The organism is Micromonospora sp. ANENR4 (assembly GCF_015354395.1).
In the GTDB taxonomy this organism is placed as follows: Bacteria; Actinomycetota; Actinomycetes; order Mycobacteriales; family Micromonosporaceae; genus Micromonospora; species Micromonospora aurantiaca.
Genome location: NZ_JADKYQ010000002.1, coordinates 103,916 through 124,935 on the forward strand (window position 1 = coordinate 103,916; position 21,020 = coordinate 124,935).

The following is a 21,020-nucleotide window of genomic DNA, read 5'->3' on the forward strand; positions in this document are numbered from 1 at the left end:
GGACATCGGCAGGTGTCAACGGGTGCGGCGATCGTCACCGATCGTGACGGAGGCCGGTGTGGCACTCGACGTCGTACGGCCGGTCGCCGGCGAGCGCGACCGCCACCGCGTACCCGGCGGGTGTGGGCAGGTCGGCGAGCCGGTGCGGGCCGGTCGGCTCGACGCACTCGACCACGTCGACCCGGTGCACCGGCACGGCGAGGTTGGGCCACAGCCGGCCCCCGGCCGCCTTGACCGCGGCCTCCTTGCGCGCCCACAGCCGGGTGAACCGCAGCGCCCGGCCGGCCGGGTCCGGTCCGGCGGCGACGTGCCGGGCCTCCCGCGGGTCGAAGAAGCGCGCGGACGCCGACACCGGGTCACCGCCCGGCGCGACGTGCTGGATGTCCACCCCGACCGGGCGGCCCTCGCTGAGCGCGACCGCCACCAGGTCGCCGGAGTACGACAGGCTCGTGTGCAGGCCGCTCCACCGGCCGGTCAGCGCCGGTTTGCCGTACCGGCCGCGGCGCCAGGTGAGCGCCGCCGGTGGCGCGCCGGTGGCCCGCCCGGCGAGGACGCGCAGCGCGCCGTGCGCCACGGTGAACCGGTCCCGCAGCGCCCCGGCGCCGAGCCGCGCGGCCCGGTCCCGCTCGTCCGCGTCGAGCACCGCCCGGTACCGGGCCAGCTCGTCCGCCGGCACCGCGGCCGCGACGATCCAGACCCGGACGGCGTCCCGCATGGACGGCAGCGTAACCCTGCGCCGTCACGTTGACACACACCGATGCGCGTTGCTCTGATGAGCGGGTGTTAGCGCAGACGGTCCAGGCCCAGGTTCCCGTGGCGTTCGCCGGGCCGGGCGCCGGCACCGCGCCCCTGACCTGGGGGCAGAAGGCCATCATGCAGGACATGCGGGAGACCGGCTGGACGCACAACGTCAGCGGCGCCCACCCGATGCCCGCCGGTGTCACGATCGAGCAGGTGGCGGCCGAGTTCGCCGCGCTGATGGCCCGGCACCCGGCGCTGCGGATGCGGCTCGGCGCGGGCGACGGCGGCGGCCCGTGCCAGGTCGTGTCGGCGAGCGGCGAGACGGTCCTGGACGTGATGGACGTGCCCGACGACGCGGACCCGGCCGACGTGGCCGCTTTCGCCTACGACCTGGGTCACGCCCGCCTGCTCAGCCACTACGACCTCTACCGGGACTGGTCGGTGAAGATGGCGGTGATCCGGCACCGCGGCGCGCTGGTGCACCGGGTGCTGACGATCGACCACCTCGTGGTCGACGGCACCGCCACGTCCCTCATCCTGGCCGACCTCGGCCTGGCCGGCCGGCCGGTCCGCCGGGTAGCCGACCCGCGTACCGTGCAGATCCTCGAACTGGGCCGGCGGGAGGAGACGCCGCCGCTGCGCCGGCTCAGCGACCGGGCCGTGCGTCACTGGGCCGAACACCTGCGGGACGTCCCGCCGCTGACGTTCGGCGAGCCGGCGGCCGGTGGGCGCCGGGGCCACCGGTACTGGCACGGCCGGTTCAGCTCGCCCGCGGCGTACCTGGCGGTGCGGGCCATCGCGGCGCGGACCCGCACGGACACCTCGCGCGTGCTGCTCGCGGTCATCGCGATCGCGATCGGCCGGGCCACCGGCGTCAGCCCGCTCACCGCCAAGCTCATCGTCGGCAACCGGTTCCGGCCGGGCTTCGCCGAGGCCATCGCCCCGCTCAGCCAGAACGGCGTGCTGCGCGTCGACACCGCGGACACCACTGTGGACGAGGTGGTGGCGCGGGCCCGACGGGCCGCCGTCTCCGCCGGGAAGTACGCCTACTACGACCCGGCACAGCTCGCCGAGGTCTCGGACCGGCTGGACGCCGAACGCGGGTACCCGGCCCGGATCAGCTGCCGGATCAACGACCGGCGGGTGACCACCCGGCAGGCGGCCGACGGCGGGCTGCACGACGACCCGGTGACCGCCGAGCGGATCCGCCGCCGGGCCGACGAGACGTTCCTGGTCTGGGACGGCCCGCTGGACCACCTGCCCGAGCAGGTCTTCATCACCGTCGAGGACCAGCCCGAGACGGTCCACCTCCAGGTCATCTTCGACTTCGGCTGCTTCACCGAGGAGCAGGCGGAACGGCTGCTGCGCGGCGTGGAGGAGGTGGCGGTGGAGGCGGCGCTCGACCCCGCCGCGCCGACCCGGGTCGTCCCCGGATCGGCGGGCGGCTGACCGGCCACCCCTCCGGTCACGCGTCCCAGGTCACCGGCAGCGACTCCAGGCTGCGCACCACCAGCCCCGGCCGGAACCGCAGCTCCGCCTCGTCGACGGCGAGCCGCAGCCCTGGCAGCCTTCGCAGCAGCGCGCCCAGCGCCTCCTGCAACTCCATCCGGGCCAGCGCCGCGCCCAGGCAGTGGTGCGGGCCGGCGCCGAACGCCAGGTGCGGATTGTGCACGCGGCCCAGGTCGAGCGTGTCCGCGCCCGGGAACACAGTGGCGTCCCGGTTGGCCGACGCGATCGCCGGCAGCACCGCGGCGCCGGCCGGCAGGCGTACGCCGCCCAGCTCCACCTCCTCGGTCGTGACCCGGGGCAGCAGCACCCCGTTGTCGCCGAGCTGGATGAAGCGGGACAGCTCCTCGACCGCCCGGGCCACCGCCACCGGATCGTCGCCGCGCAGCCCGGCGAGCTGCTCGGGATGACGGGCCAGCACCAGCAGGAACAGGTTGAGCTGGTTGGTGGTGGTCTCGTGCCCGCCCACGAAGATTCCGGCGGTGACCGACACCAGCTCCCGTTCGGTCAGGTCGTCGTGGTCGTCCCAGACCTTGATGAGCGCGCTCATCAGGTCGTCGCCGGGCTCGCGCCGCCGCAGGTCGATCAGCTCGCGGAACGCCTCCAGCGCCGCCCGCGGCGCGTCCGGGTCGGCGTCCCAGTCGCCGACGAGCGCGTCCGACCACCGGCGTACCCGCTCCCGGTCCCGCTCCGGGATGCCGAACAGCGTGCTGATCACGGAGATCGGCAGGGGACCGGAGACGTGCGTGATCAGGTCGGCCGGCGGCCCGGCCGCCTCCAGGTCGTCGATCATCCGGTCGACCAGCGCCGCGACCGTCGGGCGCAGCTCCTCCACCCGGCGGACGGTGAACGCGTGCGAGACGGCGCGGCGCATCGTGGTGTGCCGCGGCGGGTCCATCCCGATCAGCGAGTCCTCGGCGAGCGAGCCGAGTTCCCGGGTCGGGCGGTTCGGGCCGGCCGCGGCGGCCCGGCTGAACCGCTGGTCGGTGAAGACCCGGCGCACGTCGGCGTGCCGGGTGGCCAGGTACGCGCACGCCCCGTCGGGCAGCTCGACCCGGGCCACCGGGCACGACTCGCGCATCCGGGTGTAGTCCGGCGACGGGTGGTAGATCGTCGGAGCCGGCGCGAGCGGGTACGGGATGGCGGGTGGGTCCTGCGTCATCTGCGACTCCTCAGATCGGGCCGCCCCGGGCCAGGGCGGCGAGCGTCGGCACCAGGCCGGCGGGGGCGGGCATGGCGCGGACCCGGTCACGCATCAGCGCCGCGGCCCGCCGCCGGGGCCCGTCGCCGACCAGGCCGGCGACGTGGTCCCGGACCGCGTCGGCGGTGGCCTGCTCGCCCGCCAGCCACGTGCCGGCGCCGGTGACCGCCAGCCGCCCGGCGTTGAAGTGCTGGTCGCTGACCCGGGGCAGGACGAGCTGCGGCACGCCGTACGCGAGCGCGGTCATGGTGGTGCCGGCCCCGCCCTGCTGCACGAGAGCGGCGCAGGTGGGCAGCACCAGGCGGACCGCCAGCGGCCCGTCGACCAGGCGGACCCGGGCCGGCAGCGGGCCCAGCCCTTCGTGCTGGCGCGGTTCGACCACCACGACGACCTCCACGTCGAGCCCGGTCACCGCACGGATCACCCCGCCCAGGTCGAGCCGGTCGTGCAACCCGGCGCCGGCCATCATGGTGCCCGCCGTGACGCACACCCGGGGCCGCTCCGCCGGGCGGCGCAGCCAGTCCGGCACCACGGCCGGGCCGTTGTACGGCACGAATCGCACCGGACGGCCGGGACGCCGCATCGGCACCTGCATCGGCGGCGGCACCGGGTCGAGCGTCAGGACGCCGTCCAGCGGTACGTCAGCGGCGCGCAGCCCGAACCGGGCGGCCAGCGGCCCGACCACCTCGTCCGGGTCCAGGCGCAGCGTGGTCGAGGAGTCCGGCCCCCACAGGTTCAGCACGCCCGGCACGCCCAGCGCGGCGGCGGCCACCGGCGCGGCCAGGTTGAACGGCTCCCAGAGGACCAGGTCCGGCCGCCAGGACCGGCCGTAGGAGACCAGGTCGTCGAGGACGGCGTCGGCGAACCGGACCACCCCGCCGTCGGCGGTGATCGCCGGCTCGACGGCGCCGGCCGGCGCGGAACCGGCGAGCGGGGCCACCGCGCCGATCCGGCCGGCGAACGCCTCGGCGAAGTCGACGTCCGCGCCCAGCGGTACGGCGGCGAGCCCGGCCGCGCTGATCGTGGCGGCCATCGACGGATGACTCGCCACCCGTACCTCGTGACCGGCGGCCTGCAACGCCCAGCCGAGCGGGACCAGGCTGTAGAAATGCGACCGCCAGCCCCACGTCGACATCAGAATTCGCAGCGGCGCAGTCAAAACCCACCAATCCGCGCGGCGAAACGGCAGCCCTGGAGAACCGATGCTAGGGGATCGACGCCGGTACGCGGAAGGCTGCGGACGCACGCGGCGGATATTGACGCCGGACTAACCGATGCTGGACTCTTAGCCGATGTCCGAGGTGGACCGCGATCAGCCGCCCGGTGGCCCGGTGACAGTCAATTCCGGGCTGCGTTCCTATCCGTTCGAACCGTTCACCGGTGACCTTCCCGCCGAGCTGCTGGAGATGGTCGTCGCCGAGCCGGTCAGCCGGGTTCGGCTGCCCGACGGGCGGGCGGCCTGGCTCGTGCTCGGCTACGAGGACTGCTGCACCGTCCTGGCTGACCCCCGTTTCTCCCGGCTGCCGCTGGGCGCGACGGCGACACCGGACGGCGGCGGTCCCCGGGAGCTGAACATGGACGGCCCGGCGCACGCCGTGGTGCGGCGGGTGGCCGGCCGCGCGTTCACCGCCCGGCGCATCGGGACGTTCCGGCCCCGCGTGCAGCGGCTGGTGGACGAGCTGGTCGACGCCATGCTCGCCGGTCCGCGCCCGGCCGACGTGGTGGCCGCACTGGTGGCGCCGCTGCCGGTGCTCGTGGTGTGCGACGTACTCGGCGTCCCGGCCGCCGACCGGCCCCGGTTCTACGCCTGGATCGAGGGGCTGAACTCGGTCACCGCGTACGGCTCGGCCGCCGCCGCGACCGCGCAGGCCGAGCTGCGGGACTACCTGGCCGGGCAGCTGACGCGCAAGCGGGCCGAGCCCGGCGACGACCTGCTCTCGGCCTGGGTCCGCGGCGGCGGCGCGCACGAGCTGGTCGACGCCGAACTGGTCGAGCTGGCCATGGGCGTGCTGCTGGGCGGGCTGGAGATCAATTCGACGAGCGCGGGCCTGCGCGCGTTGTTCCAGCACCCGGCGCAGCTGGCGAAGCTGCGCGCCGCGCCGGGCAAGCTCGCCACGGCCACCGACGAGATCCTGCGCTACACGTCGGTGAGCGCCATGTTCCGGGTGCAGGTGGTCCGTGCGGACCTGGTCCTCGGCGGGGTCGGGATGCGGGCCGGCGACTGCGTGATGGCGATCCCGTGGGCCGGCAACCGCGACCCCCGGTTCTTCCCCGAGCCGAACGTCTTCGACATCGACCGCCGGCCCGGCGTACCGCACCTGACCTTCGGCTTCGGGCCGCACTTCTGCCTCGGCACGGCGCTGGGCCGGATGCAGGTGGAGCTGTCGCTCGGGGCGCTGCTGACCCGGATGCCGGCGCTGTCGCCGGCCGTGCCGCTGGCGGAGATCCCGTGGCGGCACGACCGGATGAACGGCGGCATCGCCTCCTTTCCGGTCACCTGGTGACCGCCGGTCAGTAGCTCTCCACCGCGTTGACCCGGCCCGGCCAGTAGCGCTCGCCCGGCGCCGGGACGTAGTGCTCCCACCGGGGCTCGTCGCCGGTCGGGTGGTCGCCGAGCACGGTGATCCGCTGCCCGCGCCGCAGCCCGTCGTAGTCGTTCACGGCGTAGTGCTGGGTGACCCGGTTGTCCCACACCGCGACGTCTCCGGTCCGCCACCGGTAGCGGCAGGTGAACTGGGGACTCTCGGAGAAGGTGAACAGGTGCTCCAGCAGCGCGTCGCTCTCGTTGCGGGTCAGCTGCGGGATGTGCGACGTGAACAACCGGTTGACGTACAGCGAGCGGCGCCCGGTCTCCGGGTGCACCCGGACCACCGGGTGTTCGGCGCGGCTGGTGAACTCGGTGCCGATCCGGATGACGTGGATGGCGGTCAGCCCGTCGAGCAGGTCCCGCATCGGCGCGGAGAGCGCCTCGTAGACCCGGTACTGGTTGGTCCACATGGTGTCGCCGCCGACCTCGGGCAGCTGGATCAGGTGCAGGATCGAGGCGATCGGCGGGCTCTGGTGGAACGTCATGTCGGTGTGCCAGACGTCGACCTTGCCGCCGTCGGCGGAGTCGATGACGACGATCTCCGGGTGCCCGTCCAGCCGGGGCAGGTACGGGTGCAGCTCCACCTCGCCGAAGCGGCGGCCGAACGCGACGTGCGCCTGCGGCGTCAGCCCGGTCTGGCCGGCGAGGAAGACCACCTGGTGCTTGAGCAGCAGGTCGTGGATCAGCGCGAAGCCCTCGTCGGTGAGCGTGTTCAGGTCGATGCCGTGGACCTCGGCGCCCAGCGCGCCGGAGACGAGCCGGACCTCGGCCGCGATGGATGTGGTCATCGATGATCCCTCCGGTCTGCGCGCCTGCGCTGGCCCGCGAATTGTTCCACGTCCATGAATGTCCTCACCAGCCGTCGTCGTTGACTCACCCGCCGTACGCCTGGAAGCATGCGCACCGGCGGGGGCGGCGGTGCCGGCCCGCGACGCGGGAGGAGGCGCCGGTGTCGATCGATGCCCGGATCGAGGGTGACGCGCGGGAGCGGCTCGACCGGCTCACCGACCTGGCCACCCCGTTCGCGGTCCGCACGGCGGTGACGCTGCGCGTGCCGGACCGGATCGCCGCGGGCGTCACCGGTCTGGGCGAGCTGGCCGACGCCTGCGGGGCGGACGCCGCCGCGCTGGGCCGCCTGCTGCGCTACCTCGTGCACCGGGGCGTGTTCGTCGAGGTGTCGCCGGACGTGTTCGGCCTGACCGACGTCGGCGAGCTGCTCTGCGACCGCGACGGCGGCGGCCACGGCGCCTACCTGGACCTCGCCGGGCTCGGCGCGCGGATGGACCTGGCCTGGACGGGCCTGCCGCACGCGATCCGCACCGGCGGGCCCGGCTACCGGGAGGTGCACGGGCGCGACTTCTGGGCCGACCTCGACGCCCACCCGGACCACCGGGCCTACTTCGACGCGCTGATGCTCAGCCAGCAGCGGTTCACCGCGCCGGAGGTCGCCGCGCTCTACCCCTGGCACGAGGCCGGCCACGTGGTCGACGTGGCCGGCGGCGCGGGCGGGCTGCTGCGGGAGGTGCTGGGCGCCCATCCGCACCTGCGCGGCACCCTCGTCGACCGCGACGAGCCGGTGGCCACCGCCGCCGCGACGTTCGCCGCGTGCGGGCTGGCCGACCGGGCCGAGACCGTGGTCGGGGACTTCTTCGCCCCGCTGCCGCCCGGTGCCGACGTGTACGTGGTCTCCCGCGCGCTCACCGACTGGAGCGACGCCCACGCCACCGCGATCCTGCGGCGCTGCGCCGAGGCGGCCGGGACCACCGGCCGGGTGCTCGTCATCGAGGTGCTGCCGACGATGCCGCACGTGCCGCACTTGTCGCCGTACGACCTGCGGATGCTGGTGCTCGTCGGCGGCCGGGAGCGCGGGGTGCCCGAGTTCACCGCGCTGGCCGCCGCCGCGGGTCTGACGCCCCGGCGCACCTACCACGGCACCGACGGGCTGACGCTCATGGAGTTCGCCGCCGGCGCCTGACCCGGGCGGAGCGGGTGGTACCTGTCTGGTGCCGCCCCGTGCGCCCGAACATTGACGTATATGCATCGACATGGCGGCCGTGGGTCAAACGGTGGATTTCTCGGTGCTTCGGTCAATGTGCTGAAGAATGCTGTCACGACATTTGTGGCCACCCATGTCCATGCGCATTTATCAATGGTTGTTCCGGGGAGGGCCTACCGGTAACGTCTCGCGTGGCGACTAGCCGATCCCTGGCGAAAGGGTCGACGCGTCATGACGGTTGCTGGCTCCACGCGATATCCGCCCTTCATCGACGACCTGGCCCGTAGCGAATCGGGGCGGCTGCTGCGCGCCGAACTCGGCCGGCGGTGGCCGGAGACGCCCGACCAGCTCGACGCGATCGTCCGCTACGCGCTGCTGCCGGCGGGAAAGATGCTCCGCCCGATGATGACGCTGCACGCCGCCGAGGCGGTGGGTGGATCGCCACGGGACGTCCTCGCCGCCGCGCTCGGCACCGAGTACCTGCACGTCGCGACGCTCGTGCACGACGACATCATCGACGCCGACACGCTGCGCCGCGGCCGCCCGGCGGTCCCTGTCGCGTACGGCATCCCCGGCGCCATCGTGGCCGGCGACCACCTCATCTTCCACGCCTTCCAGGCGATCGTGGAGAGCGGCCGGGCGGTCCCCGCGGCCTCGGTCGTCGCCGCCGTCACCGCGCTCGCCGAGGCCGGCCAGGACCTGTGCCGGGGCCAGGCGCTGGAGGCGCGGCTCGTCGGCGACCTGGACGCGGGCGCCCGCTGGTATCCGGAGATGATCCGGCTCAAGACCGGCTCGCTGTTCCGCGCCGTGTGCCACATCGGCGCGCTGCTCGGCGGCGCCGACCCGCTGCTCTCCGCCGCACTGGCCCGTTACGGCGAGCACCTCGGCACCGCGTTCCAGATCCGCGACGACCTGCTGTCCTACCTGTCCACCCCGGAGCAGACCGGCAAACCGGCGACGAGCGACCTCAACAACGGCCGGCCCACGCTGCCGCTGCTGCTGGCGTACGACGCGATCGGCGACACCGCACGGGTGGAGCTGCTGGCGGTGCTGCACCGCCGCGGCGCCGGCCCCGGCGACGTCGAGTGGGTCACCGCCCTGCTCGACGACGTGGGCGCGGTCGCCGGCGCCCGGCGGCGGATGGTGGAGCACGCCGAGCGGGCCCGCGCCGAACTCGCAGCGCTCACCCCGTCCGCGAGCGCGGACGTGCTCACCGGCATCGCGGCCTGGATGACGAGCGAGATGGCGTGAGCACGGCCGGTGCCGTGCGAGCACTGCGGGCTCACGTGGAGACCTGGCGGCCCTACACCCTCTGGTACGTCGGACTGGTCGGCCTCGCCGGCGCCGCAGTGGCCGGTGGCCGGCACGACCCGTGGCTGCTGCTGTCGGCCTGGGCCGCGCCCACCGCCGGCTGGCTCGGCGGCCACTACCTCGGCGACTACTTCGACCGGGATCTCGACGCCGGCAGCAAACCGCACCGGCCGATCCCGTCCAGCCGGCTGCGCGCGGGCACGGCCCTGTGGTGCGGCAGCGCCTGCTTCGCCGCGCTCGGCGTCCTCGCCGTGCTGGACGGATGGGGCACCACGCTGGCGGCGCTGCTTGCCGGGTGCGGCATCGTGGCGTACAGCAGGTGGTTCAAGGCCCGGGGGATCGCCGGCAACCTGGTCCGCGGCGCGCTCGGCGCGGTCGCGCTCGGCTACGGCGCGCTCGCCGCCGGGATCGCGCCGGACCGTGCCTGGGCGGTGCCGGTGCTGCTCGCGCTCGTCGTCGCGTTCTGGTCGCACGACGCCATGTCCAACCTGGTCGGCGCGCTGCGCGACATCGACGGCGATCGTGCCGGCGGCTACCGGACGCTGCCGGTGGGCCGGGGCGTGCCGGTGGCCGTGCGGACCGTGGTGGCGCTCTACGCCGTCACGATCGGCGCCGCGGTGACCGCCGGACTGCTGGCCGGCACGGGCACGCGGATGTCGTACCTGGCGACTGTGCTCGTCGTCCTGGCCACCGGCGTCGTCGCGCTGGCCCCGCTGGTGGCGCGCCGCGACGGGATGCCCGTCCTGGTGGCGCTGCGCGCCCACTCGGTCCTGGTCGTCGAGCGGGTCGTGCTGGCCTCGGCGGCGGTCGGGCTCGGCCTCGGCGTCGCCGTGCAGCTCGCGCTCGCGTTGCCGATGGTGCTGCTGACCTGGCTGGCGCAGCGCGGCATGCGCGTCCGACACGAACTCGGCCCGCCGGTGGCGGGCCTGACCCTCGCCACCCGCAGTCGACTGCCGCTGGAGGACGCGCCATGACCGCTGTGACCGCCGAGGCCGTCGGGAAGGCCCTCACCGACGGCGCCGAGGCGCTGTTCCGCCGCCGCCGCCCCGACGGCGCCTTCGGCGACGACCCGCCCGCCTCGGTGCTCGGCACCGCCGGCGCGGTAGCCGCCGTGCACGCCGCCGACCCGTCCGGCTGCGCCGACCTGGTCGACGCCGGAACCGCCTGGCTGCGCCGCGCGCAGCACGACGACGGCGGCTGGGGTGGCGTGGTGGGCGCCGGCACCGCCGTCGTACCCACCGCCGTGGCGGTCGCCGCGCTGGCGCTGAGCGCACCGGCGGACAGCGCCGACGCGATCGCGGCGGGCCGGGCCCGGCTGGCCGCGCTCGGCGGCGTCGACACCATCACCGACCCGGCCATCTCGCTGCTGTGCCGGCAACTGCTCACGATGGCCGGGATGACCGCCGAGGCCGGCCCGCTGCGCCGGCTGCCGCTGGAGATCGTGCTGTTCGACCGGGTGCGCCGGCAGCGCCTGTCGTTCCGTACCGCGCCGTTCGTCGGGCTCGCCCTGATGCAGGCCGGCATGCTGCCCGCGGGTCGGCTGCGCCGGGCCACGCTGCGCCGCGCCCGTCCGGCGGCGGTACGGCTGCTGCGGTCCATCCACGACCACGAGGGCCGCACCGGCGCGCTCAGCGAGGACCCGTGGCCGGCCGCGCTCGTCCTGCTCGGCCTGGCCCGCAGCGGCGAGGCCCCCGACATCGCCCGCGCCGTCGTCGGCTGGCTGCGCCGCGCGGTACGCCCCGACGGCTCCTGGGACGCGGTCACCAATCTGGACCTCACCCGTACCGGGTACGCGGCGACCGGGCTGATCGCGGCCGGCTACGCCGACGACCCCCAGCTGCACGCCACCCGGCAGTTCCTGCACGCCGCCCGCAAGACGGAGGCGTTCGAGGTCCTGGACGTGCCGCCGGGCGGGTGGAGCTACTCGAACGCCCGGGGCTGGCCGGTCACGCTGGAGTCCGCCGAGATCCTCTCCGCGCTCGCCGGACTCCCCGGCGCCGGCGCCGACCCGGTGCTGCGTCAGGGCCTGGCGTGGCTCGTCGGCCGGCAGGACAGCCGCGGCTCGTGGAGCCTGTGGGTCCGCGACACCCGGCTCGCCAACGACGGACCCTGCCCGGCCATCACCAGCCAGGCGATCCTCGCGCTGCACGACGCCGGGCATCCGGACGACCACCCGGCGATCGCCCGCGCGGCGGCCTGGCTGCTGACCCGGGCCGCGCCCGACGGCACGTTCGAGAACCTCTGGTACCGCGACCACACCTCCGGCACCGCCGTGGTGGTCGCCGCGCTGTCCCGGGTCGGGCACGCCCGGCACGACGTGGTGCGCCGCGCGGCCCGGTGGTTGCGGGACACCCAGCTGCCCGACGGCTCGTGGGGCCCGGGCGACGGTACCGGCGGCACCGTCGAGGAGACGTCCTGGGCGGTGCAGGGCCTGCTCGCGACCGGCGACCCGGACGCCGCCGGGGCGGTGGACCGGGGCGTCGCCTGGCTGGTGGCCGCCGCCGGACCGGACGGCGCCTGGCCCGCCGCCCGGGTCTGCAACTACATCCGGCACCACATGCGGTACCCGAACGCGGTGATCACCCAGGCGCTCGCGCTGCGGACGCTCGGCGAGTACCGCCGGGCCGCCGCCGCGCCGTCCGGCGCCGCACCGGGCGCGGTGGCCCGATGAGCGCCGACGTGGTGGTGGCCGGTGCCGGCGCCGGCGGGCTGGCCTGCGCCCACGCGCTCGGCGCGCTCGGCCTGCGGGTGCTCGTGCTCGACCGGCAGCGCGCTCCGGCGTCGATCGCCAAGGGCGAGATCCTCCAGCCCGAGACGGTACGCATCCTCGACTCCTGGGGCGCGCTGGGCGCTCTGCGGGCCACCGGCGCGCGCCCGGTCGGGCGGCTGGCCATCCGCGACGCGTACGGCGAGCCGCTGCTCTGCCTGGACTACGCCGGCCTGCCCGGGGCGTACCGGCAGATCCTCTGCGCCGACTACGGCGACCTGCGCGCGGTGCTGGCCGGCCGGCTCCCCGCCACGGTGGAGGTCCGGTGGGGCGTGCGGGTGACAGGCGTCCGGCGCGACAGCGGCGGGCGGATCGACGGCGTCCGGGTCGTCGCGGACGGCGCCGAGCGGGACGTCGCGGCGCCGCTGGTGGTCGCGGCCGACGGCATGTCCTCGCCGCTGCGCCGCGCGGCCGGGATCGGCGTGGAACGCCGGGAGTACCCGCACGGCCTGGTCGCGTTCGACGTGGACGGCGCCGAGGTGGCCGACGAGGTGTCCGCCTACCGCACCGCCCGGGGACTCTGCCTGGTCTACCCGCTGCCGGGCGGGCGGTGCCGCCTCTATGTGCAGGTCACACCGGACGAGTTCCGGGGCCGCGTGGACCTCGACGCGTGGTGCGGACGGCTGCTCGCCGACGTGCCGGCGATCCGTCCGCTGGGCCCGGCCGTGCGCGCGAGCCTGCACCGGCGCCAGTTGCTCGCGGTCTACCGGCTGCGCAGCGCGCGACTGGCCGTACCGGGTCTCGCGCTCGCCGGTGAGGCCGCCCACGCGGTGCACCCGATGGCGGCGCAGGGCGTCAACAGCTCCCTCGGTGACGCCGAGACGCTCGCCGCCTGCCTGGCCGCCGAGGGCGGCGCGCCGGAACCGGCCGCCGTGGACCGGGCACTGCGGGCCTTCGAGGCGGCGCGGCGGCCCCGGCTGGACCACGTCGCCACCGTCAGCCACAACGCCTCCCGCATGATCACCGCCGTGTCCGGGCTGCCGAGGCTGCTCGGCGCGCGGATGATGCGCCGCACCGCCGCGAACCCCCGGCTGCTCGGGCTCACCGCCGGCAACCTCTCCGGCACCGACGTGCGGCCGCTGTCCGCCGTCGACCGGCTCTACCAGCTCGGGCTGCTGGCCGACCGGCACGCGCACACCCCGTCCCCACCGGTCCCGTCGGAAAGTGAACGATGATGACGCCTGCCACCGCCGTCGGGACGCAACCCCCGGCCGACCTGTCCATGAACGAGACGCCCTACCCGCCGCTGCCGGGGATCCGGCGGGTGGTCGCCGACGCCGCCGCGACGCTCCAGCGCTATCCGGACCGCACGTCGTCGGCGCTCGTGGCGGCGCTGTCGGCGCGGCTCGGTGTCGGCCCCGAGGCGATCCTCGTCGGCCCCGGCTCGGCCGGGCTGTGCCAGCACCTCGTGCAGTCCCTCGGGCCGCGCCCGGACGTCGTCCACCCGGCCCTGTCGTTCGAGGGCTACCCGCTGATCGTCGGCAACGCCGGCGCCCGTGCCGTGCCCGTCCCGATGCGCGGGTACGACCACGACCTGCCGGCGATGGCGGACGCGGTCACCGACCGGACCCGGTGCGTGCTGCTGTGCAACCCCAACAACCCGACCGGTACGGCGCTGCGCCGCGACGACGTCGAGGCGTTCCTGGACCGCGTCCCGGCCGACGTGCCGGTGATCGTGGACGAGGCGTACCGCGAGTTCGTCACCGATCCGCGCTCGCCGGACGGGATGGACCTGTACCGGGCGTACGACAACGTCTGCGTGCTGCGCACGTTCTCCAAGGCGTACGGCCTGGCCGCGCTGCGCGTCGGGTACGCCGTGGTGCCGCCCCGGCTCACCCGGGCCGCCGCGCTCACCGGTGCGGTGTTCTTTCCCTCCGCGCTGGCCCAGGCGGCCGCGGTGGCGAGCCTGACACCGGAGGTGGGCGCCGAACTGACCCGGCGGTGCACCGACCTGGTGGCGGCGCGTACCCGCCTGATCGGCGCGCTGCGCGGCCTCGGGCTCACCGTCGCGCCGAGCGAGGCCAACTTCGTGTGGCTGCCGCTGGGGGAGCGGGCCGTGCCGTTCGCCGAGCGGGCCCGGGCGGCGGGCATCCTGGTGATGGCGCTACCGGGCGCCGGGGTCCGGATCACCGTCGGCGCTCCGGAGGCGAACGAGCGGCTCTGCGCGTTCGTCCGCGCCGCGCTCGCCGACGGGCTCTGACCGGCCCGCCGGCGCCAGCGCGGCCACGCTCAGGTAGCCCAGGCCGGGCTCGTAGTCGGCCACCACCACCACCGGCCGGGGCCGCGCCGCGTCCCCGGCGAGACGGTCCAGCAGCGCCCACCAGAGGCCGGTGGACGGCTGCCGCTCCGGACCGGTCGTCACCGCGCCGCCGCCGGGACCGGGCCACACAGCCGCGAGTTCAGCGCCGAGCACGACCGCGACATCGGTACGCCCGGCCGTCAGCTCGCGCACCTCGGCCGCCGCGAGCGCCGCCACCTCGCCGGGGCCGACGTCGGCGTGCTGGCGAAGCCCGGTCAGCCGCGCACCGGCGCCGAGCCCGATCCGCTCCGGACCGCCGCCGGTCCCGCTGTCGGCGTTGTCGTCGGCCGCGGTGCCGTAGAGCATGGCCACGGCCCGGTGGCGGGCAGGTACGGGCACCGCCGCGTCGTACGGCAGGACCGCCTGCTCGACGGTGACCAGCAGGGCCCGGCGGCAGCCGTAGTCGCGGGCGATCCGCAGCCCGGTGAACGCCGCCGCCGAACCCTGGTCGCAGAGCGCGAACGACATCGGCGTACCAGGGCACACGTGACTGAGGTACGCCGCGGTGGCCCGGCCGGGCAGCACGTCGTGCACGGCGAACGCCAGCACCAGCAGGTCCACCGGCTCGTCCGGCGGCACGACCGCCGGGATCAGTTCGGCGGCCATCTCCCCGTAGGACTGCCCGAGCGCCGCCGACGGCGCGTCGAACAGGCCGTCCGGCACCCGCAGCCCGTACGGCCGGGCCAGGTCCCTCAGGTAGCCGGCGCTGCGCTCGCGCAGCACCGGATCGCCGAGCAGCGCGGCCGGGCCGGTGACCGTCTGACGGGCGGCCCGCAGCAGGCGGAGTCCGCTCTCCACGGTGACCACCGCCGCTCAGTGCTCGAACACCATGGCGGCGAACGTCGCGCCGTCCCCGGCACCGACCGCCGCGACCAGGTACCGGTCACCCGGCCGGAGCAGGTCGCGTTGCCGGGCGGTGCGGTAGTTGACGAACGCGTCGGCGCAGAACACGTGGCCGGTCTCGGTCACGTTGTCCAGCAGCACCCGGTCCAGCGGCAGCCCGATCAGCCGGCACAACCGCTTCCAGGTCATCAGGTTCACGTTGTGCGGCAGCACCAGCCGCAGCTCGGACAGCGCCGTCCCGGCCCGGTCCAGCGCCCGGCCGATCACCTCGGCCAGCGCCGGCCGGTACGCCCGCTGGAACCGCGCCGGGGACTCGCCGCCGGCCACGTCGAACTCGCCCCGCTGGTGACAGGCGTACGCGAGCAGCCGGTCCCGGCCGCCACCGGCGCTGAGCAGGCAGGCCGACGAGCCCTCGCTGAACACCGACGTCTCCGGGATGAACTGGGCGTCGCGGGTGAACGCCTTCTCCCCGGTGAGCACCAGGGCCAGCGGCGGGCCGTCCGGCGTGTCCGGTTCGGACGCGAGCAGCCGCCCGGCCACGTCGATCGCGGCGAGCGCGCTCGCGCAGGACTGCTGGGTGAGCGTGAACGCGAGCGCGTGGCTCAGCCCGAGCGTGCGGCACACCTCGTGCAGCGGGTTGACCGGATAGGGGGTGACCACCGGGAACGCCCGCCCGTACACCACGAACCGCACCCGCTGCCGCAGCGCGGGCAGCGCGGTGAGGCCGCCCGCCGCGCGCAGCAGCAGGTCGGTCAGGGACAACCCGGGATCGCGGCGGACCTCGGTCAGGCCGTGGAAGCGGCCGAACAGGCGGACCTGCATGTCGGTCAGGCCCAGCGGCGCGGCCAGGCTCTCGACCGGCACCCGGCGCTGCGGCAGGAACACCGAGACGGCGTCGATCGCCGTCATACGCGTACCGTCACGACACGGATCAGATCAGTGACGCCGGTGGATGTCAACGCGCGTGCGATCATATCGACGTGGCTCGCTTTCTGTTCGTCGTGCTGCCGGTGGAGTCCCACCTGCACGCCCCGGTCGCCATCGCCCAGCAACTGGAGGTGGCCGGGCACGAGGTGGCCTGGGTCGGGCCGCGCAGCGACCTGCGCCCGCTGGTCGGCCCGGATGCCGTGCTGTTCCCGACCGGCAAGCGCTACTACCGGCCCGACGGCGCGTCCGGGGCGGCCTCGGTGCGCAGCCTCTGGGAGGGGCACGTGCTGCCGGCGAACCGATTCATCCGCGACGCCGCCGACGCGGCGGTCGAGCGGTACGAGCCGGACGTGGTGGTGGCCGACCAGTACGCGCTGGCCGGTGCGCTCGCCGCGCACCGCCGCGGGCTGCCGTGGGCGACGTTCTGCGTCGGCATGCTGGAGCTGACGCCGCCCACGGAGGAGATGCCCGAGTTCACCGACTGGGTGCGCGCCCAGATCCGCCGGGTGTGGGCGATGACCGACGTCCCCGTGGGCGAGACGATCGACCTGCGCTTCTCGCCGTACCTCGTGATCGGGCTGACCACCGCGGCGCTGACCGGCCCGGCGCCGCTGCCGCCGGGCTGTGTGCTCACCGGGCCCGCACTGGGACGGCGGCCGAACGCGCCGGCGTTCGCCTGGGAGGCGTGGGATCCCGGCCGCCGGCACGTGCTGGTCACCGTCGGCACGATGGCCGAGCATCTCGCCGCCGACTTCTTCCGGCGGATGACGGCGGCGACCGCGCCGCTCGCCGGCCGGGTCCAGGTGATCCTCACCGCCGGGCCCGGCCTGGTGCCCGACCCGCCGCCGCACGTGCTGGTCGCGCCGCGGGTGCCGGTGCTGGAACTGATGCCGCGACTGGACGCGCTGGTGTCCCACGGCGGGCTGGGCACGGTGTCCGAGGCGCTGGCCCACGGCGTGCCGGTGGTGGTCGCGCCGATCCGGCACGACCACCCGGCGGTCGCTAGTCAGGTGTGCCGGGCCGGAGCCGGTCTGGCGGTCTCCTTCGGCACGGCGACCCCGGCGGAGCTGACCGCCGCGCTCAGCGCGGTGCTCGACGAACCGGCGTACCGGGCCGGGGCGCGCCGGGTCGGTGAGTCGTTCGCGGCGGCCGGCGGCGCGCGGGCGGCGGCGGCGCACCTCGCCGCGTTGGCACGCACGGCTGCCGACGCCTGACGCATCGACCGTTGTCCAACCGTCGGCGCGGAACTAGCCTGACCTGACGCACCCGCGCCGGCGTCCTGCCGCACGAGGAGGCTCGATGATCGAGGCCACCGGCCTACGCAAGTCCTTCCGGGTCGGACGCGGGCGCGGCGCCACCACAGTCGACGCCGTGCGCGGTGTCGACTTCGCGGTACGGCGCGGCGAGATCGTCGGGTTCCTCGGCCCGAACGGCGCCGGGAAGTCCACCACGCTGCGGATGCTCGCCACGCTGATCCGGCCCAGCGGGGGAGCGGCCACCATCGCCGGGGTCGACCTGCTGCGCGCACCCGCGCAGGTCCGGCGGCGGATCGGCTTCGTGGCGCAGGCCAGCGGCACCTACGACGACTCCACCGCCCGGCGTGACCTGGTGCTCCAGGCCCGCATGCACGGGCTGTCCAAGTCGGTGGCGCAGGACCTGGCCGCCGGCGCGATCCGCGCGTTCCAGCTCGACGACTTCGCCGACCGCAAGATCAAGACGTACTCGGGCGGGCAGCGCCGCCGCCTCGACGTGGCGCTCGGCGTGATCCACTCGCCGCAGGTCATGTTCCTGGACGAGCCCACCGCCGGGCTCGACCCACCCAGCCGGGTCCGGATGTGGCAGGAGGTACGGCGGCTGCGCGAGGAGGGCATGACCATCTTCCTCACCACCCACTACCTGGACGAGGCCGACAGCCTCTGCGACCGGGTCTCGATCATCGACGCCGGGCGGATCGTGGCCGAGGGCACCCCGTCGGCGCTCAAACGCGAGATCTCCGGCGACGTGGTCGCCATCGACTTCGCCACCGCCGACGTCGCGGACCAGACCGGCGGCGACCTGCCGGCCGCGACGAAGCTGCTGGCCGAGGCGCCGTACGTGCACGCGGCCGAGCCGGTCGACGGCACACTGCGGCTCTACGTGGACAGCGCCGCCACCGCCATCCCGCAGATCATGCGGGCGCTCTACGACAGGGGCATCGAGCCCGGCGCGATCGAGGCCCGCCGACCCAGCCTCGACGACGTGTTCCTGGCCAAGACCGGCCGGTCGCTCGCCGAGTGACCGGACGCCGAGAGGAGTACGGCGTGAAGCTCGTCCGCGACACCTGGCTGATCTTCCAGCAGGAGGCCGGCCTGATGGTGCGCAACCCGGTGATGGTCGCGTTCAGCCTGGCCCAGCCGATCACCTACCTGATCCTGTTCGCACCGTTCCTCAAGGTGGTGATGGTCGACCGGGGCGCCGCGTCGTACGCCGACGCGTACCGGATCTACGTGCCCGGCCTGTTCGTGGCGATGGGCCTGTTCGGTGGCCTGTTCGCCGGGTACGGGCTGCTCAGCGCGCTGCGCGCGGGCATCATCGACAGGTGCCGGGTGACGCCGGTGAGCCGGACCGGCCTGCTGCTGGGCCGGGCGCTGATGCACGTGTGCCTCAACGTGGTGCAGGCGGTGGTGGTCACGCTGGTGGCGCTGCCGTTCGGCCTGCGGGTGCACCTGGCGAACCTGCTGGTGTCGTACGCGCTGCTGTCGGTGATGGTGCTGCTCAGCACGTCGATCTCGTACGACATCGCGCTGCTGGTGCGCAACGAGAACAGCCTCGGCGTGCTGGTGAACACGGTCGGCCAGCCGGTGTCGCTGCTCGCCGGCGTGCTCATCCCGCTCGTGCTGGCGCCGATGTGGATCCAGCGGGTCGCGGTGTGGAACCCGTTCGCCTGGGCCACCGACGGCATGCGCGCGCTGTTCGCCGGCCAGATCACCCAGGCCGTGGTGTGGCAGGGCGCGCTCATCATGTCCGGGCTGGCCGCCGCCAGTCTGTTCTGGTCGTCGCACCTGTTCAACCGCGAGGTCTCCTGACCGTCCGTGCATCGACCATTGTCTCAGCGTGGCGGGCGCTCTAGCCTGATCGTGTCCCCGCTCGGCGGCCGGTACGGGGCGCGGCCGTGACGCGTGTCAGCTGAGGAGGCCACTCGTTGGGTGCCGACAACTTCCGGGCGACGCTGGCGGCCGACATGGAGCTGGGCGCGGGCAACGTGCTGCTCCGGCTGGCCGAACACGGCGCCGACATGGACATGCCCCGGGTGACGTTCGACGCCGACGTCGACGGCATCCCCGCCTGGACGCCGCTGTCGCTCGCCACGCTCACCGAGCGGGTCGCGGCCCGGGCCGCCTGGTTCCGGGCGCGCGGCGTCGGCCGGGCCGACCCGGTCGCGGTGTACGTGACCTCCGCACCAGACGTGTTCCTCAACTTCCTGGCGCTGACCTGGCTCGGCGCGATCCCGGCGCTGATGAACGGCAACATGCCGGTCGAGCTGGCGGCCGAGTTCGTCAGGCGGCTGCGCGGGGCCGGGGTGGTGGTCGACGCCGACCACGCCGCCCTGGCCGAGCACGCCCTCGGCGCGCCGATCCTCGGCGACGCGGCGCAGACCGGCACCGGCGACCCGGCGCAGGCGCCGCCGCACCACCGGCACCACCCGCAGGAACCGGTGGTCATCACCCACTCCTCGGGCACCACCCGGGTGCCCGCCGCGATCGTCCACTCGCACCACGGGCTGTTCGCCGCGATCCGCGCGGTCCGGCTCACCGAGTCCCGGCCGTACGGCGAGGTGCGGGAGATGTCCGCGCTGCCGGCCGCGCACGCCGCCGGCATCATCACGCTCAACCAGGCGCTCTGCAACGGCTACCAGCTGCTGTGTCTGTCCGCGCAGGGCGGCCCGTTCGCGCGCAGCGCCGAGACGATCCTTTCCGCGATCGAACGGTGGCGCCCCACCGGCGTGTTCGGCTTCGCGGTGACCTGGTCCGAGCTGGCCCGGGTCGACCTCACCACCCGCGACCTCAGCTCGGTGCGCAACTGGTTCAACACCGGTGACTGCGCGCACGAGGCGCACGTCCGCCGGCTCGTCGCGGTCGGCAGCCATCCCGCGTACACCCGCGACGGCATGGTCGACGTTCCCGGCTCCAAGTTCGTCGACATGCTCGGCTCCACCGAGATGGGGCACGGCGCGTTCCGGATCACCCACCGGCTCGGCAGCGACCGCTACGACCGCTGTGTCGGCAAGCCGTACCCGTTCGCCGAGATCGCCCTGCTCGACGTGGACACCGGCGAGGAGGTCCCGCCGGGGCAGGTGGGGCACGTCGGCCTCAAGTCGCCGACCCTGGCGCTCGGCTACTGGAACGACTCGGTCACCACGTACCGCACCCGGCTGGGCGGCTACTACCTGACCGGCGACCTGATGTACCGCGACGCGGCCGGCGACTACCACCACGTCGACCGGGCCAGCGACGCGGTCGACCTGGGCGGCGGCACCTGGCTGTACACCGCGCTGTCCGAGGAGCGCATCCTCCGGCACTGCCCGGACGTCCGCGACTGCACAGTCCTCGCGGCGGCGGGGGAGGACGGCACGACCGTCACCGACGTGCTGCTCCTGCTCGCCGCCGACGCCGATCCGGCGCACGACCGTACCGAACGGGTCCGGGCCGCGCTGGGGCCGGCGGTGGCCGCGACGCTGCGGCGGGTGGTGACGGTCCCCGACGACGACGTGGTCACCGGGCCGACCGGAAAGGTCCGCAAGTTCCTCATGCGACAGCGGCTGCTCGCCGGCGCCGGAGCGCCCGGCACCGGCTGACCGGGGGA

At 75.0% G+C, this 21,020-nt stretch carries 18 protein-coding genes; 12 read left to right on the plus strand and 6 right to left on the minus strand.

Translation table 11 applies throughout. The features are described from left to right. Positions 1 to 34: 34 nt before the first annotated feature. On the minus strand, positions 35 to 715 hold the full coding sequence (locus IRY44_RS03700) for a 4'-phosphopantetheinyl transferase superfamily protein (protein ID WP_194799054.1): 681 nt from the start codon (positions 713 to 715) through the stop codon (positions 35 to 37). Between the two features lie 65 nt (positions 716 to 780). On the opposite strand from IRY44_RS03700, the gene IRY44_RS03705 reads away from it, so the two are divergent. Further along, entirely contained in the window at positions 781 to 2,190 is a 1,410-nt protein-coding gene (locus IRY44_RS03705; protein WP_194799055.1) for a condensation domain-containing protein, read from the plus strand. A gap of 16 nt (positions 2,191 to 2,206) precedes the next feature. Here IRY44_RS03705 and IRY44_RS03710 read toward each other — a convergent pair whose 3' ends face one another. Continuing rightward, positions 2,207 to 3,409 carry a cytochrome P450 gene (locus IRY44_RS03710; protein WP_194799056.1) on the minus strand — a complete coding sequence of 401 codons (1,203 nt, stop codon included), beginning with the start codon at positions 3,407 to 3,409 and terminating at the stop codon, positions 2,207 to 2,209. A gap of 10 nt (positions 3,410 to 3,419) precedes the next feature. Next, positions 3,420 to 4,583 carry a nucleotide disphospho-sugar-binding domain-containing protein gene (locus tag IRY44_RS03715; RefSeq protein WP_194799057.1) on the minus strand — a complete coding sequence of 388 codons (1,164 nt, stop codon included), beginning with the start codon at positions 4,581 to 4,583 and terminating at the stop codon, positions 3,420 to 3,422. Between the two features lie 157 nt (positions 4,584 to 4,740). Between IRY44_RS03715 and IRY44_RS03720 the strand changes: the two genes are divergently transcribed. Then, positions 4,741 to 5,952 (plus strand): cytochrome P450, encoded by a 1,212-nt coding sequence (locus IRY44_RS03720; RefSeq protein ID WP_194799058.1) that lies wholly within the window; start codon positions 4,741 to 4,743, stop codon positions 5,950 to 5,952. Between the two features lie 7 nt (positions 5,953 to 5,959). On the opposite strand, the gene IRY44_RS03725 is transcribed toward IRY44_RS03720, so the two are convergent. After that, positions 5,960 to 6,823: a TauD/TfdA family dioxygenase gene (locus IRY44_RS03725; RefSeq protein ID WP_194799059.1), complete on the minus strand. Its 864-nt coding sequence runs from the start codon at positions 6,821 to 6,823 to the stop codon at positions 5,960 to 5,962. A gap of 161 nt (positions 6,824 to 6,984) precedes the next feature. Between IRY44_RS03725 and IRY44_RS03730 the strand changes: the two genes are divergently transcribed. The 6 genes from IRY44_RS03730 to IRY44_RS03755 all read left to right on the plus strand — a co-directional run bounded on the left by IRY44_RS03730 (position 6,985) and on the right by IRY44_RS03755 (position 14,309). Further along, a complete protein-coding gene (locus tag IRY44_RS03730) occupies positions 6,985 to 8,010 on the plus strand; it encodes a methyltransferase (RefSeq protein WP_194799060.1) in 1,026 nt (341 codons plus the stop codon). Between the two features lie 252 nt (positions 8,011 to 8,262). Beyond that, positions 8,263 to 9,282, plus strand: a complete 1,020-nt coding sequence (locus IRY44_RS03735; RefSeq protein ID WP_194799061.1) for a polyprenyl synthetase family protein — start codon at positions 8,263 to 8,265, stop codon at positions 9,280 to 9,282. Next, entirely contained in the window at positions 9,279 to 10,316 is a 1,038-nt protein-coding gene (locus IRY44_RS03740) for a UbiA family prenyltransferase (RefSeq protein WP_194799062.1), read from the plus strand. The genes IRY44_RS03735 and IRY44_RS03740 overlap by 4 nt, the downstream gene beginning before the upstream one ends. Further along, positions 10,313 to 12,013 (plus strand): prenyltransferase/squalene oxidase repeat-containing protein, encoded by a 1,701-nt coding sequence (locus IRY44_RS03745; RefSeq protein WP_194799063.1) that lies wholly within the window; start codon positions 10,313 to 10,315, stop codon positions 12,011 to 12,013. The genes IRY44_RS03740 and IRY44_RS03745 overlap by 4 nt, the downstream gene beginning before the upstream one ends. Then, positions 12,010 to 13,284, plus strand: a complete 1,275-nt coding sequence (locus IRY44_RS03750) for an NAD(P)/FAD-dependent oxidoreductase (RefSeq protein ID WP_194799064.1) — start codon at positions 12,010 to 12,012, stop codon at positions 13,282 to 13,284. The genes IRY44_RS03745 and IRY44_RS03750 overlap by 4 nt, the downstream gene beginning before the upstream one ends. Beyond that, positions 13,284 to 14,309, plus strand: a complete 1,026-nt coding sequence (locus tag IRY44_RS03755; RefSeq protein WP_228531443.1) for a histidinol-phosphate transaminase — start codon at positions 13,284 to 13,286, stop codon at positions 14,307 to 14,309. Before IRY44_RS03750 ends, IRY44_RS03755 begins: the two co-directional genes overlap by 1 nt. Here IRY44_RS03755 and IRY44_RS03760 read toward each other — a convergent pair. Further along, positions 14,214 to 15,206, minus strand: a complete 993-nt coding sequence (locus tag IRY44_RS03760) for a 2-hydroxy-acid oxidase (RefSeq protein ID WP_194799066.1) — start codon at positions 15,204 to 15,206, stop codon at positions 14,214 to 14,216. The two genes, IRY44_RS03755 and IRY44_RS03760, sit on opposite strands and share 96 nt — an antisense overlap. Positions 15,207 to 15,221: 15 nt before the next feature. Further along, the gene (locus IRY44_RS03765) at positions 15,222 to 16,160 is read right to left on the minus strand and encodes a 3-oxoacyl-[acyl-carrier-protein] synthase III C-terminal domain-containing protein (RefSeq protein WP_194799067.1); all 939 of its coding nucleotides are present in this window, start codon (positions 16,158 to 16,160) and stop codon (positions 15,222 to 15,224) included. Between the two features lie 71 nt (positions 16,161 to 16,231). Here IRY44_RS03765 and IRY44_RS03770 point away from each other — a divergent pair, with 71 nt between their 5' ends. The 4 genes from IRY44_RS03770 to IRY44_RS03785 all read left to right on the plus strand — a co-directional run bounded on the left by IRY44_RS03770 (position 16,232) and on the right by IRY44_RS03785 (position 21,012). Beyond that, positions 16,232 to 17,392, plus strand: coding sequence for a glycosyltransferase (locus IRY44_RS03770; RefSeq protein ID WP_194799068.1), 1,161 nt, complete (start codon positions 16,232 to 16,234; stop codon positions 17,390 to 17,392). An 85-nt stretch (positions 17,393 to 17,477) separates the two neighbouring features. Beyond that, entirely contained in the window at positions 17,478 to 18,455 is a 978-nt protein-coding gene (locus tag IRY44_RS03775) for an ATP-binding cassette domain-containing protein (RefSeq protein ID WP_194799069.1), read from the plus strand. Between the two features lie 23 nt (positions 18,456 to 18,478). Next, positions 18,479 to 19,243: an ABC transporter permease gene (locus tag IRY44_RS03780; protein ID WP_194799070.1), complete on the plus strand. Its 765-nt coding sequence runs from the start codon at positions 18,479 to 18,481 to the stop codon at positions 19,241 to 19,243. Positions 19,244 to 19,359: 116 nt separating this feature from the next. Next, complete coding sequence (locus IRY44_RS03785) at positions 19,360 to 21,012, plus strand: class I adenylate-forming enzyme family protein (RefSeq protein WP_370584838.1); 1,653 nt, start codon at positions 19,360 to 19,362, stop codon at positions 21,010 to 21,012. Positions 21,013 to 21,020 lie beyond the last annotated feature (8 nt).

Coding starts and splice junctions, on each gene's coding strand:
- IRY44_RS03725 (WP_194799059.1), bottom strand. CDS start 6,823: ATGACCACATCCATCGCGGCCGAGGTCCGGCTCGTCTCCGGCGCGCTG.
- IRY44_RS03765 (WP_194799067.1), bottom strand. CDS start 16,160: ATGACGGCGATCGACGCCGTCTCGGTGTTCCTGCCGCAGCGCCGGGTG.
- IRY44_RS03710 (WP_194799056.1), bottom strand. CDS start 3,409: ATGACGCAGGACCCACCCGCCATCCCGTACCCGCTCGCGCCGGCTCCG.
- IRY44_RS03735 (WP_194799061.1), top strand. CDS start 8,263: ATGACGGTTGCTGGCTCCACGCGATATCCGCCCTTCATCGACGACCTG.
- IRY44_RS03700 (WP_194799054.1), bottom strand. CDS start 715: ATGCGGGACGCCGTCCGGGTCTGGATCGTCGCGGCCGCGGTGCCGGCG.
- IRY44_RS03775 (WP_194799069.1), top strand. CDS start 17,478: ATGATCGAGGCCACCGGCCTACGCAAGTCCTTCCGGGTCGGACGCGGG.
- IRY44_RS03720 (WP_194799058.1), top strand. CDS start 4,741: ATGTCCGAGGTGGACCGCGATCAGCCGCCCGGTGGCCCGGTGACAGTC.
- IRY44_RS03745 (WP_194799063.1), top strand. CDS start 10,313: ATGACCGCTGTGACCGCCGAGGCCGTCGGGAAGGCCCTCACCGACGGC.
- IRY44_RS03750 (WP_194799064.1), top strand. CDS start 12,010: ATGAGCGCCGACGTGGTGGTGGCCGGTGCCGGCGCCGGCGGGCTGGCC.
- IRY44_RS03715 (WP_194799057.1), bottom strand. CDS start 4,583: ATGTCGACGTGGGGCTGGCGGTCGCATTTCTACAGCCTGGTCCCGCTC.
- IRY44_RS03755 (WP_228531443.1), top strand. CDS start 13,284: ATGACGCCTGCCACCGCCGTCGGGACGCAACCCCCGGCCGACCTGTCC.